The organism is Paenibacillus sp. S29 (assembly GCF_049319765.1).
GTDB lineage: Bacteria > Bacillota > Bacilli > Paenibacillales > Paenibacillaceae > Paenibacillus > Paenibacillus polymyxa_B.
Window position 1 is genome coordinate 33,201 of record NZ_JBMOUI010000022.1, and the last position, 12,203, is coordinate 45,403.

A 12,203-nucleotide genomic window follows, 5' to 3' on the forward strand; every position below is an offset into this window, starting at 1 on the left:
TCCTGTTATTGGAAATAGGATTCACGGGCTTTAGATAGGCCTTCGTTATCCGCCGACTTATTCTGTGCAGCAATCTTCCCGTAATTGGGCTCACCCTTACCCAGGTCTTGCTTTCCGCCTGCTCCATCTGCTGGTGTAGCACCTTTCGGTTGGAATCCTGGTTTCGGGTCCTCATTTGGCACAAATAAAAAGCCCTTGCTTTCGCGTAGGCCAGTGAGTTGATTGTCGAGTCCGGCTTTAATGCTTCCATCCTCTGCAATCTCGATTTGTGATTTGTCCAGCAGACTAGTTACGATATCAGGATCGTGGGCCTGACCGTTCAAAGCCATCTTAAGCGCCGTATTAAGGCGTAACTCCTGCATGTCTGCATTGTACTTGTCTGTAGCTGCTTTATTGTCCTCTTGAAGCTTAGTAATCTGCTCCTGTAATGCCGGAACATCCCCCGCCGCTTTCTGTAAATCAGCCAACTGTTTATCCCGGTCCTTCAGATCCGTTTCGAGTCGTTTCTTGGTATTGTTCACTTCATCGAATTTATCTTTTGGGAACCAGTTGCCATCATTAACGACTGCCAGCTTCTTATCACCAGCCTTTTCAACAACTTGGTTATACAAATCTTCTCCAAGCAATTCTTTCAAATCCATTAATAGCACCCCTATTTTAGTTTTTATGACGTGTAACCCACCACGCATAGGATACGTTCAGTCAGCCCCGAACCTTTAAAGAGGGCAATACCCAGTTTATAGCCGTATGGCAGGGCAAAATAAAAAGCCTGCTGCATCTAAATGTGCAATCAGGCTTTAATCCTTACCATTTTGTTTTTCAAACGGCTCTTTGACTTGCCTTAGCATGTCAGCAGCTATTTCTTCAGGCGTTTTAGTAAAGTCTAGCTTCAGCGGTGTATCATCGATTAAACCGATAGTCCGCTTTGGCTGCTTGGAAGTCTTCATGATACGTCCACCCCAATTCTTTGATTATTAACTGTAGCCATAGGTAATCCATATACTCATTCTTGGCTGTTTCTGACATTGTAGCATAGTTCTCGCTGCTTTGTAACTGCTCAAGAGCGGTCATAGCAGTGGACTCCAGCACATTATTAAATACAAGCAGATCGGATGATTTGCCATTAGATGATACTCCACTTACTCCGCCATCATGCCCGACTGCAAGCAGGCTAGATATAGCGGGATAAATCGCCATGTTGCGTATATCCTTAACGTTTACCCTTGTCCCTCTCGGGTGGTTGTGAGTCAGGATGACACTATTTGGCGGTGCTTTGATAAGCGAATCGTGTATCTCAGGCGTGAATGTAACCTTATTTATGACACCATCAGCTCTGCCGATTTTCTTACCTGCTGTCTGGTCCATAATAACCATGATTTCTTTGCCTGCCTTGTGACCTTCCCGGGCAAGACTACGGTTAACCTCAGCTAACTTTTCTAATACCGGTTCAGACACATTAGGTAGATCAACATGGTAAGAAGCTTTTGGATTGTACTTCCTGTTAAAACTTCCCCCAGGCTCTTCAACCTCTGGCTCAGATGTATTGCTTTCTGCAGGTTCACTAGGCGTGTTCGGCTTAACATATTCCTTTTCCCATTCGGAATAAGTCATGTCACCTGGCACTGCCTGGTTCTTGCCTTCCTCATCCCGTGAAATGCGTTCTTGAATATTGTCCTCGTAATAAGGAATTGTAGTAGAACGACAATAAGCATGCAGCGGCGGGTAAGTAACTCCCACCTCAGCCTCAGACACAGCAAATACCTCTCCATCCATGTGCCTGCAGATACTTGATGTACGTTTATCCAGGGTAGCCGTAAACTTGTACTGTTCTATGCCCAGTTCCTTATAGGCATCCATACGGGACTGTCCTGCAAAGTAGGCCGATTCCGTTTGAATGATGCGTGCTGCAGCTGATCGGGATACTCCCATGCGGTCAGATAGCGCATTAATCATTTTGTCCGGTGTATCGCCGCGTATCATCCCTTGAGTCAGCACGGTTTGAAGCTCATGCACCAACTTGTCGCGGTCTTTCCAGATCCGCGCAGAGAAGTTCGAACCGTCTGCCGCCCACGGCTTACTTATGACCGCTTCAATCTGCCGCTTGTCGAGCTTGGAGAAGGTGGCGCCCAGCCCTGTGCCTTTATGGAGCTCGAATACAGAATGATAGTACCCATCCTTGTATATGTCGCCCATTAGCTCTTTAGCGCCTGCCTGACGCTTTCCGGTTAGAACTTCGACATGTTGGCGCATCTGCATCTGTAGAGCCTCTAAGCGAGTCATACGCACTCTTATGGATGCATTCTCTAACTCTTTCATCCAGCGTTGGTCAACTGCGTTTTCACGGCCTGCCTTGATATAATCCTCAACAGTCCATTTAAACTCTTTGAGCTCCCCAGCTTTGAGTACTTGCCGCGCTTCCGCTAGGCTGATCTCGTTGTTTTTCGCAAACCGCTGGTAGAACACGTCAATATCCTTTTGTATGGATGCGTTAGCCTTGGCATACTCCAGTTCCATCTTCTTGACGTAAGCATCACCCTTGCTTAGCTGTGCCTCATTCAGGGCGTCCATGCGCTTAGACCAGTATTCCTCGGACTTCATGATTGTTCATCCTGTTTTGGCACTGTCTCAGGCGGATTACCGCCCGTGCCACCGTAAGGCTGGTCTAAACCTTCTCTGACTGGCTCTGACTCTTCCTCTTTTTTTCTTTCCATTTCTTCCTGTGTGTTAGTTGTCCAAGGGTGATTGGCGACAATCGTTTCCATAGATTCAATCCCCACGCTGTTCTTAGCATTTGTTATCGCTTCTGTTTCGTTAATGAGGACATCTCGATTAAATATGAAATCAACTTCATATTTTGAATAGTCATTGCCTGTCGTGTTGGCAAGATGCTGGTCTACAAACCACAAAAGCTGTTCCATAGAAGCTTGAAACTCCGTCTCTATGGTGTTTGCATCCATATCAAGGTCATTATAGGCGAACTTTATGGCTTGTCCTGATTTGTCCCCTTTAAAGTCTTCCGATTGAGTATCCATACCACGGCCAAACTCATATATCGCCTTTCGTAGCATAGTTACGTGATTAACAAACGCTTCTGTATCAATGTCAAGACTGAGCGTATCTACACCGCCCGGATCCCTTACCTTTATCACACGTAACTGAGACATATTCCGGCGCATTTCTCCCACATCTGTGCCGTCATAATTTTTAATAACGTAGATACTGTTTGGTAGATCTTCGAGGTTATTGGCGTTCTCACTCATACGCTTGTCGTAATAGTGTTTTTAGAATCTCAACCAGCGGCATTTCTTCGTCATTATACTTAAATGGGACGAACGGTACGCGCTCCCAGTTCAATTTCTCCTGCCCGTTCTTCGTTTGCGCCGTGAAATGCTCTTTTAATTCCTCGTAAAGCATAAGATCGGGGCTAATTGTAGTATCCTGTACCCACTTCATCACACCGTCAGTATCCCATAGCTCTACAATATGAATAGTCTTTTTCGTCTTGGCCTCATAGACTTCCATCGGATAGAATCGGATCATTTTGTCTAGCTCCGTATGGGCACCATCTTTCCACAGCGGTACACACTGTTCTGACGGAATCACCTTAAAGCTCAACTCACCTTTTTGGGAATAGTAGACTTGCAGCCAGCCGATACCTTTATTAATAGCGTTTTTCCCAAGATTCTTGAGTTGACGCAAGAATGGTTTGCCAAAGAAACTATCTAATTGTTTTTTATATTCGTCCGGGCCATCTGTTTGTATGCTGATAGGCTTAGATAATAAATACCCGGTCTTTTGGTCAACTAACTTCCGAACGAATCCGTGAACCAACTTATTGTTAGCCAGGTTCTTGGCTTCGACTTGGGCGCCACCCTCTCCGATGATATATCGTTTGTGTTTAAGTATCTCTGTTTGGTTACGGTAGTAAGCTTCCCCCGTTAGCATCCATTGATAACGTTGTGTGAGTTTGAAGTCATTTACCTCTTGCTGCGCTATCTCACGGTTGGTCATAGGAGCATTCTTATCGAGGTTGTACATTATTTCTTCTGCTAATGTCATAGTGTCCTCCTTCCTCTAAAACTCAAACGTAGGGCCTTTACGCATTCCCTCTACGGCATAACGAAGAGCAGCCATTGCATCGTCAAAAAAGTTGACCGGTTCATCCGTATATGTGTTTGTCTTAGGATCATGTTTCCATTTCCACTGTTGCATTTCCTTAATCGTGTTCGAGCAGCATGGATGGATGTGTATCTTATGTTTCTTGAGCCAGTCAATTTGAGCGTTTACGCTACCCGGTTCCTTGACTACGGCGCTAGCCTTGTACCCTGCATTACGCCAAGTCTTGATGCGGTCAGGCTCGGCAGAATCGCAATACATTGGTATCCGCTTATCCAACTTCCCGTCAGCTAAGGCTATGATTTCGCCCGTATCTTTCTCATGTACGTATATTTCGTTGCAAATAAAAATCTCACCATCTTTGAATCCGACAGTGAGAATCGCGTTCGCATGATTGAAACCAAAGTCCTGCCCGAATGTCATACTATCGAACATGGCGAACGATGTATCAAAATCATGCACTGTATAGTTAGACAAGATTGTCCCCCCTAATTCGCCCCATTCACCAAGACCATAAATCTTATATCCGTCTGGGTCCCGTTCTTTACGGAGCATCATACGACGGTGGTAAGCATCGTCAATGAAACGGTTCATCAGGTACGTGCTATGGTTCGTTATGATATCCTCGTGCTCAGTGTCAAAGTATTTTCCCTTGATCCAGTGAGTGGCGGAAACCGGGTTAAATGTGAACGTCATCTGATAGTACAGATTCGGGTTATCCAATATACCCCGTAACCGGTCATCGAGTATATCAATGTCTGATTCTTGGAGCTCCGTGGCTTCCTCAACCCATATCCAAGTCAGCTTACCATGAGCAAAGTTGATTGATTTTAGCTTTTCCCGGTCCCTGGCATCGTTAACACCACGGAAAATGACTTCATTGCCAGTAACCTTATGTTTAATACTCAACCTCGATTGCGGCATATCCCAATAATCATCCACTTGGTCGCCATAGATGCGATTGATCGCGGCCTGTAACTCTGCGTATGTGCTGTTCCGGTTAGTGTCATTGACCTTACGGATACAAAGAAGGTTAGCACCCTTATATCGCGAATCTGACAGTTTGATAACGAAGTCTTGAGCCACGTTTACAGACTTGCCAGAACCAGCAGAACCTTTGAATACTCTGTAACGCTTTCGAGTGAAGTTCATTTCCTTGAAATTCGGATTGAACGATACGGTTACGGCGGTCATGACCCATCACCATAATCAACTGTGATGTGTATAGGTTGCTTCTTTTCTTCTCCGCTGATCTTCTCAACTTCACCCTTAAGTTTCTTGATGCGTAGCTGCTGTTCTTCATCGGCATAACCAAGCCTGCACATTTCCTCATACCGTTTAATGAGCCCTTGTAGCGTGGTCATAGCGCGGCTCTGTGCATTCATGAAAGCAGCATGTTTATCCCAAGCGTGCTGGTATTCCCATTTCTCAGATCCGCCAAAAGCATTATCAGCAGATTCGGTTAATACCTTTGTTACATCTTCCTTATCCTCAACGTACATAATCGGCTGGGCGGCTATAATCGCTGTGTAATGAATCATGATGCTGTCCCATATTAGATCAATGGGTTCGCGTTCTGCTATGTGCTCCATGATCTCAATCGTGCGGGGCGGGAAGTATTTTCGAAAGAACCCATGCGTCACAGCTTTGTCGTTCCCATAAGGACCACCTGGGCCACCTTTATTGCCCACTGCATTCTTGTTACCTTTGGGAGCACCATGCCCCGCTGCGTTTCTGCTACCCTTGGGCGGGCCGCGTCTTTTTTGGGATGCATCTTTAACGTTGGACGCATCTTTTATGGATTCGGATGCATCTTTGTCCCAACCTTGCCGCTGTTTTCGACTCTTGATGGTCGGATACTTGATACCATGTTTATCAGCTAGGTCGGTTAAGGAAATATCCGTTGTTTCATACTCTTCTCTGATTGCTGACCAATCCATGACTACATTTCACCACCCCCGACAGGTTATTTGAGTTGGTTTTGGTATAAATTAATTTGAAAATAAGCCGATAATTTCTAATGTAACGCACATTATACATAGGAGTTGGAAATATGATTGATCTTATCCTGTTAATCTTCTTGGCTGTTATTTTCATTGTTATGTTTGTAACAATATGTGTTTCTGAGTTCCTACAATATCTATGGGTGAAAAGGCATCTTCTAAAACCACTGAAAAGATATAAGTCCTCAGTACACGACGAATTTAGTTATCAGTTAGAGAAAAAAACAAATACTTTTGTTGAGTACTATAATAATTATGACCCCCAATCATTAGAGAATTTAAAATTAGAGATTTCCATCAGGCAACAAAGGTTTAGTTTCAAAAGTCAGTTGACAAAATACTTTACTTCAGGTGTTTTACCTATAGTTTCAGTCGGTATAGCAATATCTTCGCTTTACTTTAAAAAAGGCAGCGATAACCTTGATCTTTTATTTTCGGCAGATATGCTTGTAGCTCTCGCATTAGTCATCTGCTTTATTATTTTTATTTTCTATACTTGTGAAACATTCATCCTCAACCCACTTACTGATCACCTATTGATTATTGATGATGTATTGGCTAAGAAGAAAAAGGAATCTAGTTAACACTTCCCGTAACAAATAGCCCCGTGTATCCTACTTAGCTGTCACCTCTCAGCTTTATTTCAGCTTTTCAGTGCACAAAAAACAACGCCCCTTCGCTAGCGTTGTTTTTTGTTATGTTTAGTTTCTGTGTTTTTCTAATAATTTTGTCAGTATTGGTTCAAAATCAATTAACTTCTTCGCTTTTATTATAATCCCTAAATTATTAGGTATGGTCGACAACGAAATCGCTTGCTGTCTAGTTGGTACATCGACAACTCTGACCTCCCCAGTTGTTGTATGTTGTGGCCCGGCATACAACACTCCCAACAAAGCTATTCTGCTCTTACCAATGATCATTGCACCAGATTTATTAACATAATTACCTTGGTTTAATAATAAGACTGGAGAACCACTTGAACCCGGGAAACACGCAGCGTCTATTAAAAACTCTTCTTTTCCATTGTAATCAAACCCAGGATGTGTAGCAGTTATACCTCTTCTGATTATAGGATGATTATTAACTCTATCCCAGAGCCCATTTGGATAACCTATCATGACGATATCCTCGATAGCAGTCAGTTCATTTAATTGCGCATCTGAATAAATCAATTTTTCATCAAGTGTGATATAAGCTAATTCGACTCCCCTTGTTGCCGCCTCATTAACAATTGGAACAAACGGCATTATACACAAATCCACGTCAGGATCAGGATGTGGAATCCACATACTTTCAAAATTATCGAAAATGAAGGTTTCTTGCTCGATACCAGAGAACTTCCCCTTCTCAGAAGATACATTTATGTTGAATTTTCCTTTTACGCCGCCTCTAACAACATGTTTATTAGTCACTATTACAACAACATAGGTTTGCCCATTATCCAACATGCGATAATAAAAACCTGTTCCTGTACTGGTGTTTCCAAGAATATCTATGCTTTCTATCCTAACAGTGCTATACATTAATTGTTCTGAAATTGATAATCCAGAGGAAGAGGACATACATACCACCCTTTATATTTTTTATATAAAATATAGCACGAAAGAGCAGGGTTAGATGAACTATTTATTTTTCTTCTCTTGTAAGACACACAGCGAAATCGAACCGCCTATTTACCTGTTGTGTCACAACAAAAAAAGCACCGGTTAGGGCGCTTAGGTGAATCAAGTAAACTTTTTAACAAGCAATTCCTTCAATGCTTCGGTTACATCTTTAGACGATTCATCTTGCGGGTTTTGAAAAAATGTTACTTCTGATTCTACAATCTGAACTGCCTTACCATTGATGATTACATTCCAAGCCAGCGGATGCTCACTTATGAGATCGAAGGATGCTTCGCGAATGCTATTTTCTCTTTTTAACTCTTCCAAAAGAGAATACAGCGGTTTGTGTATTTCAATTCTTCGAGCATCAATTGCAGCGAATGAATCCGAGATTTCTTTTTTCCAATCTGCCATTGCTCTACCTCCTTTCGACACAACAATTCGACACTAAGGAAGGATATTCCTTTTTTCGCGCCGAAAGTATTAGTACAAAAGGAGGTGTATTGAGTGACCAAAAAAACAAAATATATAACTATAGGTCTAATTATGGGAGTGATACTAGCTGCTTCTCTTGGTGTTTCCGTCTTCAATGCTTTAAAAGAAACGCCAGCAAAGGTGAACAACTTCGCACAATGGTTTGATCAAACATATGGTCACTAATTAATAGCACCTTGCGGACTCGAACCGCATGCATTCCTTCAGGTGCTGTAAACCCCCGGATCAACTCCGGGGATAATGCTACTGTAGTTCTCGAACTACCTTGGCAATATGAGCCGGAATAGCAATACCGTCATGTTCGGTCAATGAACCGTCTGCATGTAACGTAATAGCTAATTGGTCATACTCTCCGTCATTACGTGGTACAGCAGGATAACCATAAGTAGTAGGTCCGCTATAGCTAACCACTTTACCTGTCTTACTTTCCTTTTTAGCTGCTGCCTCTGTAGATTCGATATGGAAGATACCGTTTTTGTCCAAATAACCGAATCCACCATTTCGTACTGCGCTTGCTTCTGCTGGCATGTTGTTTCCTCCCTTTTTTAAACGCAAAAAAACGGCGGTTTCCCGTCGCTTTTCGTCTTCTTTTCACTCAATACTTTCTACCATGAAGGTCATGAGTGATTATTTTATTTGTTGCCCGTATTTCTACCGCGCCCGGGCGGAGCGCCTGGAAAGGATTCTAACCTATTCCTTCCCCGCTTCCATACCACCGCAACATCTACATGCTACTTGTGCTACAGCTCCACCTTTGCGCTCTGTTCCGCAATTGGCTTCAACGCTGATTCAGTATGGACGAGTCCTGCAATGGTCGGGTTAGCAGGAACACCCGGGTATTAACCCTATGTTCCCACTTTAATCCCTAACCACAGACACAGTGCGGACTCGCTACAGACGTATTACAGACGCATAAATTCTAATCCTTGATATTATATAGTCGAGAAAATCTGCTTCAATCTTAGTAATCCTTCTTGGCTAAAGATACCCTTCTTAGCTCCTTTTTCTATTAAGCTAATCATGTCTTCTTCTTTAAGATCTAGAGGACTTTTTTGAAATTTCTGTTTACCGTCCTTATCAATGTTATAGTATGCAAATCTTATTTCCTCTTCATTTGTCTCCTTAATCAAAATACGTTGGATTACTGGTCTGTACGTATCAAGATCAAGTTCCTCTTCCACTTCAACCTTACAATACTTCGTCTCATTAACCATGATTATCTCTCCTAACTTATCCTAATGGATTGTAGTACAAGGATTGCTGTTGATAACATCAGATTCACTGAAATGACATCATTCTTGATATAATTAACGCCTATATAACTCCAATCAATTTCAAAGTCTCTGCAACGGATTCTACCCCTCGCACAATTCGCCTGTCAACTGATCGGTCTGTTATGCTGCTGAAACGGCTTACGGTGCCCCAACGAGTATTCCCACGTATGAACCGAAACTCCATTACTCGTCGAACATTGTCATCCATTATAAGGCTCACAGCCATTTCTACAGCCTCTGTCTTCCGTCTGTATTCCTCCATAACCAGCCGTTCTTTCTCACCTATTGCATTCCTGGCGGACAGGCTATCAACGGTTTTACGCATCCTGGTGTACCGATTCAAAAGGCTCCGGGTTGCCTGCATGTCTGACCTGTTTGCTGTCGGGAATAATTCCATCTGCATCGCCTCCATCCATAGCCCTCCCATTGTACTTTTTTACATAAAATCGAATATACTTGTCTGCCCTTCACGCGGCGAATCTGCCGAGTCCTGTATTAATCCATCATCCAACATAAACTTAGGAGCCTCATAGAGATATCTTTCATGGATCGGATCTCCTTCACGCGAATGAGCAGGGTTCTTTATCTCTGCTTTCTTGGTCCAAACCCAAAAACTCTTAGCAGTTACCATGCCGTTGTTATCTGACATCCAAAATCCTTCCTTCGCTCAATGTGTTCGGCTCGATATGATCAATCAACATATACCTATCTACTTGCACTACACCTATAAACAACAGTACAGCTGCTAATATAGTGGTATAGGCTCTTATCATGGGGTGTCTCCTGACGCGTGTTCAGGCTGCACATGCGTTAGGTCTGGTTCATCGTGAACCTGATCCATCCCCCTATGCATCAGTAGTGCCTCAATTGATTTCTTGAGATGTATATCTCCCGGTCCTTTTGTTGTATAAGGGATTCAGATTCCTTTTGAGTTTCGACGAGTACCTTTATATTGTTTTTCAATATTTCATTTTCGATTTCCAAAAAATATAGTCGTTTTTCTGAATCATCCGCTCGACTTTTTTCTTTTCTGGCTGCCATTGTTGTTCCTTCCCATTCGGTAATGTCGTCCCCATCTTGCCCAGTTCCACATTCCGGACAAACATACTCCAAGCCCGTTTCCTTTAACTCTATGGGAACTATGTCGCGTCCTAAAGTGTTTTCTGTCTCTTCATCCCACTCAGCAGCAGTGAAATATTTAAAACATTCAACACATTGGAAATATCGTGATTTATCTGTCATTGTTGTTCCTCCCATTCGGTAATATCGTCACCCTCTTGCTCAGCCCCACATTTTGGACAAATATATTCCAAGCCTAGACACTTAGCTTCTATGTGAATTATGATGCGTCTTAAAGTATTTTCTGTCTTTTCATTCCACTCTGCAGCAGTACTATATTTAAAACATTTGTGACACTGAAAATAACGTGGTTTATCTGTCGTCACGGGTATGGTTATTGGTGTCCAATGCGCATGGTAATCGGGCCAGTCTGCATCCAACGGAGTACCGCAATATGGAGGTTCCACAATCGGGAATTCCCACCATAGTACAGCTCCATAATCCTCATGCCATTCGTCTAGCGGTCTTGGGGTACGACTTACCTCTATTTCCTTGCGCATCCTTTCCACTTCTGCTTTCTCTTGCGCCAACATGAGCAAGTGATTATTACGTGGATTGCTCATGTCCCATTTGTCTTCTTTAAGTTCCTGTTCAAATCTTTCCTTTTGTTCAAGCTCCCACAATGGAGATGGATTCTTCTTCAAATATTCGAACATCTATATATCCTCCCTTAGTGGGTGTAGGTCCTACACCCTGTATTGGTTTAATCCTCGGCTTTTTCGTGCAACTCAAAAATCTCCATAGCCTCTGTTGCATCAAAATCAATGGATATATCTCCATGCTGTGGATGTGACATTTCAAAAGTGTAAAACGGTGGAGTGAGTCCGGTTTGTCCAGATGAATAAATTTCAAGTATCGTTCCAGGCGCCAACGTTACTGTATGATGTTCGTCCATATCTATCCCATCCCAATACCACGAAAATTCATGCCAATCGGTAAGCTTTACTTTGTCACCTGGCTGAAAAGCCAGATTGTCTAAAATATCACCCATATCTATCATCCTTCCAACGCTCAACCAGGAGCGTATTGTATTGGTGGTTACTCCCCTAATGCCTTGTTGATATGATTAAACGCCGATAATAACGCCTGTTCATCCTTACCGTTAGCAAGTGCTAAGTCCTTCTGTATGGCTGTTTTGGCTTCTTCCAGCGCCTTTTGATATCTGTATGCTTTGTCTGTCATGTTTAATTGACTTGAAACTGATGTATCTAGGTCAGCAGATATCCGGGCTAATGTCCGGTCCCTCTCAGCCAGCTCCTTTTTGGTGGCCAATAGGTCAGCTTCCAGTAGAGCGGTAACCATGCCATTTTCGTCCGCCTGCTGCTGGAGACTGGCTATTTCCTGCTTTGCTCGATTTAATAGAGTGGTTAGGCCTAAATCCACACCTGTCCGTTCAATCACTTTTACCGCCTCCCACCTTTTCGTATTTCAATTCCTCTCCCCGGAATTTTTGGGTTTTTCCGTTATGATCCAGCTTGATGGAGTAGTACATTTTCGTGTAAATCTTCTCAATGTCAACGACTACACCAGATTTTCCATACACTGTTACACGATCATCTCTTTTTGGACGAATACTCATCGCTTATCGCTCC

19 protein-coding genes and 1 pseudogene are annotated in these 12,203 nt (G+C 43.0%); 2 read left to right on the forward strand and 18 right to left on the reverse strand.

Annotated elements, in window-relative coordinates; all coding sequences use genetic code 11:
- Nucleotides 1–5 precede the first annotated feature (5 nt).
- The 6 genes and pseudogenes from ACL9RM_RS24595 to terS form a co-directional block, all read right to left on the reverse strand.
- A complete protein-coding gene (locus ACL9RM_RS24595) occupies nucleotides 6–641 on the reverse strand; it encodes a phage scaffolding protein (protein ID WP_250268548.1) in 636 nt (211 codons plus the stop codon).
- 156 nt (nucleotides 642–797) lie between these two features.
- Entirely contained in the window at nucleotides 798–947 is a 150-nt protein-coding gene (locus ACL9RM_RS24600; RefSeq protein ID WP_250268549.1) for a hypothetical protein, read from the reverse strand.
- Entirely contained in the window at nucleotides 901–2,598 is a 1,698-nt protein-coding gene (locus tag ACL9RM_RS24605) for a minor capsid protein (RefSeq protein ID WP_250268550.1), read from the reverse strand. Before ACL9RM_RS24605 ends, ACL9RM_RS24600 begins: the two co-directional genes overlap by 47 nt.
- Nucleotides 2,595–4,059: pseudogene (locus ACL9RM_RS24610) on the reverse strand (phage portal protein). Before ACL9RM_RS24610 ends, ACL9RM_RS24605 begins: the two are co-directional and overlap by 4 nt.
- 15 nt (nucleotides 4,060–4,074) lie before the next feature.
- Nucleotides 4,075–5,310 (reverse strand): PBSX family phage terminase large subunit, encoded by a 1,236-nt coding sequence (locus tag ACL9RM_RS24615; RefSeq protein WP_250268552.1) that lies wholly within the window; start codon nucleotides 5,308–5,310, stop codon nucleotides 4,075–4,077.
- A complete protein-coding gene (gene terS, locus ACL9RM_RS24620; RefSeq protein WP_250268553.1) occupies nucleotides 5,307–6,056 on the reverse strand; it encodes a phage terminase small subunit in 750 nt (249 codons plus the stop codon). The genes ACL9RM_RS24615 and terS overlap by 4 nt, the downstream gene beginning before the upstream one ends.
- Before the next feature lie 113 nt (nucleotides 6,057–6,169).
- On the opposite strand from terS, the gene ACL9RM_RS24625 reads away from it, so the two are divergent.
- Nucleotides 6,170–6,703 carry a hypothetical protein gene (locus ACL9RM_RS24625; protein WP_250268554.1) on the forward strand — a complete coding sequence of 178 codons (534 nt, stop codon included), beginning with the start codon at nucleotides 6,170–6,172 and terminating at the stop codon, nucleotides 6,701–6,703.
- A gap of 117 nt (nucleotides 6,704–6,820) precedes the next feature.
- Here the strand turns inward: ACL9RM_RS24625 and ACL9RM_RS24630 are convergent, their stop codons facing one another.
- Together ACL9RM_RS24630 and ACL9RM_RS24635 are read right to left on the reverse strand one after the other, a co-directional pair.
- Complete coding sequence (locus ACL9RM_RS24630) at nucleotides 6,821–7,681, reverse strand: S1 family peptidase (protein ID WP_250268555.1); 861 nt, start codon at nucleotides 7,679–7,681, stop codon at nucleotides 6,821–6,823.
- Between the two features lie 162 nt (nucleotides 7,682–7,843).
- Complete coding sequence (locus ACL9RM_RS24635) at nucleotides 7,844–8,137, reverse strand: hypothetical protein (RefSeq protein WP_250268556.1); 294 nt, start codon at nucleotides 8,135–8,137, stop codon at nucleotides 7,844–7,846.
- Between the two features lie 93 nt (nucleotides 8,138–8,230).
- Between ACL9RM_RS24635 and ACL9RM_RS24640 the strand changes: the two genes are divergently transcribed.
- On the forward strand, nucleotides 8,231–8,383 hold the full coding sequence (locus tag ACL9RM_RS24640) for a hypothetical protein (protein WP_250268557.1): 153 nt from the start codon (nucleotides 8,231–8,233) through the stop codon (nucleotides 8,381–8,383).
- Nucleotides 8,384–8,461: 78 nt separating this feature from the next.
- On the opposite strand, the gene ACL9RM_RS24645 is transcribed toward ACL9RM_RS24640, so the two are convergent.
- From ACL9RM_RS24645 to ACL9RM_RS24690, 10 genes are all read right to left on the reverse strand, one after another.
- The gene (locus tag ACL9RM_RS24645; protein WP_250268558.1) at nucleotides 8,462–8,746 is read right to left on the reverse strand and encodes a hypothetical protein; all 285 of its coding nucleotides are present in this window, start codon (nucleotides 8,744–8,746) and stop codon (nucleotides 8,462–8,464) included.
- A 404-nt stretch (nucleotides 8,747–9,150) separates the two neighbouring features.
- Nucleotides 9,151–9,432, reverse strand: coding sequence for a hypothetical protein (locus ACL9RM_RS24650; RefSeq protein WP_250268559.1), 282 nt, complete (start codon nucleotides 9,430–9,432; stop codon nucleotides 9,151–9,153).
- Between the two features lie 100 nt (nucleotides 9,433–9,532).
- A complete protein-coding gene (locus tag ACL9RM_RS24655) occupies nucleotides 9,533–9,817 on the reverse strand; it encodes a hypothetical protein (protein WP_422759411.1) in 285 nt (94 codons plus the stop codon).
- A gap of 111 nt (nucleotides 9,818–9,928) precedes the next feature.
- Complete coding sequence (locus tag ACL9RM_RS24660) at nucleotides 9,929–10,141, reverse strand: hypothetical protein (RefSeq protein WP_250268560.1); 213 nt, start codon at nucleotides 10,139–10,141, stop codon at nucleotides 9,929–9,931.
- Entirely contained in the window at nucleotides 10,131–10,265 is a 135-nt protein-coding gene (locus ACL9RM_RS24665; RefSeq protein WP_323873163.1) for a hypothetical protein, read from the reverse strand. Before ACL9RM_RS24665 ends, ACL9RM_RS24660 begins: the two co-directional genes overlap by 11 nt.
- 79 nt (nucleotides 10,266–10,344) lie before the next feature.
- Entirely contained in the window at nucleotides 10,345–10,734 is a 390-nt protein-coding gene (locus ACL9RM_RS24670) for a hypothetical protein (protein WP_414126590.1), read from the reverse strand.
- Entirely contained in the window at nucleotides 10,731–11,267 is a 537-nt protein-coding gene (locus ACL9RM_RS24675) for a hypothetical protein (protein WP_250268562.1), read from the reverse strand. Before ACL9RM_RS24675 ends, ACL9RM_RS24670 begins: the two co-directional genes overlap by 4 nt.
- A 47-nt stretch (nucleotides 11,268–11,314) precedes the next feature.
- Entirely contained in the window at nucleotides 11,315–11,602 is a 288-nt protein-coding gene (locus tag ACL9RM_RS24680; RefSeq protein WP_250268563.1) for a hypothetical protein, read from the reverse strand.
- A gap of 47 nt (nucleotides 11,603–11,649) precedes the next feature.
- Nucleotides 11,650–12,012: a hypothetical protein gene (locus ACL9RM_RS24685; protein ID WP_250268564.1), complete on the reverse strand. Its 363-nt coding sequence runs from the start codon at nucleotides 12,010–12,012 to the stop codon at nucleotides 11,650–11,652.
- Complete coding sequence (locus ACL9RM_RS24690) at nucleotides 12,005–12,190, reverse strand: hypothetical protein (RefSeq protein ID WP_250268565.1); 186 nt, start codon at nucleotides 12,188–12,190, stop codon at nucleotides 12,005–12,007. The genes ACL9RM_RS24685 and ACL9RM_RS24690 overlap by 8 nt, the downstream gene beginning before the upstream one ends.
- Between the last annotated feature and the right edge of the window lie 13 nt (nucleotides 12,191–12,203).

Coding starts and splice junctions, on each gene's coding strand:
- ACL9RM_RS24595 (WP_250268548.1), bottom strand. CDS start 641: ATGGATTTGAAAGAATTGCTTGGAGAAGATTTGTATAACCAAGTTGTT.
- ACL9RM_RS24600 (WP_250268549.1), bottom strand. CDS start 947: ATGAAGACTTCCAAGCAGCCAAAGCGGACTATCGGTTTAATCGATGAT.
- ACL9RM_RS24605 (WP_250268550.1), bottom strand. CDS start 2,598: ATGAAGTCCGAGGAATACTGGTCTAAGCGCATGGACGCCCTGAATGAG.
- ACL9RM_RS24615 (WP_250268552.1), bottom strand. CDS start 5,310: ATGACCGCCGTAACCGTATCGTTCAATCCGAATTTCAAGGAAATGAAC.
- terS (WP_250268553.1), bottom strand. CDS start 6,056: ATGGATTGGTCAGCAATCAGAGAAGAGTATGAAACAACGGATATTTCC.
- ACL9RM_RS24625 (WP_250268554.1), top strand. CDS start 6,170: ATGATTGATCTTATCCTGTTAATCTTCTTGGCTGTTATTTTCATTGTT.
- ACL9RM_RS24630 (WP_250268555.1), bottom strand. CDS start 7,681: ATGTCCTCTTCCTCTGGATTATCAATTTCAGAACAATTAATGTATAGC.
- ACL9RM_RS24635 (WP_250268556.1), bottom strand. CDS start 8,137: ATGGCAGATTGGAAAAAAGAAATCTCGGATTCATTCGCTGCAATTGAT.
- ACL9RM_RS24645 (WP_250268558.1), bottom strand. CDS start 8,746: ATGCCAGCAGAAGCAAGCGCAGTACGAAATGGTGGATTCGGTTATTTG.
- ACL9RM_RS24650 (WP_250268559.1), bottom strand. CDS start 9,432: ATGGTTAATGAGACGAAGTATTGTAAGGTTGAAGTGGAAGAGGAACTT.
- ACL9RM_RS24655 (WP_422759411.1), bottom strand. CDS start 9,817: ATGCGTAAAACCGTTGATAGCCTGTCCGCCAGGAATGCAATAGGTGAG.
- ACL9RM_RS24660 (WP_250268560.1), bottom strand. CDS start 10,141: ATGTCAGATAACAACGGCATGGTAACTGCTAAGAGTTTTTGGGTTTGG.
- ACL9RM_RS24665 (WP_323873163.1), bottom strand. CDS start 10,265: ATGATAAGAGCCTATACCACTATATTAGCAGCTGTACTGTTGTTTATA.
- ACL9RM_RS24670 (WP_414126590.1), bottom strand. CDS start 10,734: ATGACAGATAAATCACGATATTTCCAATGTGTTGAATGTTTTAAATAT.
- ACL9RM_RS24675 (WP_250268562.1), bottom strand. CDS start 11,267: ATGTTCGAATATTTGAAGAAGAATCCATCTCCATTGTGGGAGCTTGAA.
- ACL9RM_RS24680 (WP_250268563.1), bottom strand. CDS start 11,602: ATGGGTGATATTTTAGACAATCTGGCTTTTCAGCCAGGTGACAAAGTA.
- ACL9RM_RS24690 (WP_250268565.1), bottom strand. CDS start 12,190: ATGAGTATTCGTCCAAAAAGAGATGATCGTGTAACAGTGTATGGAAAA.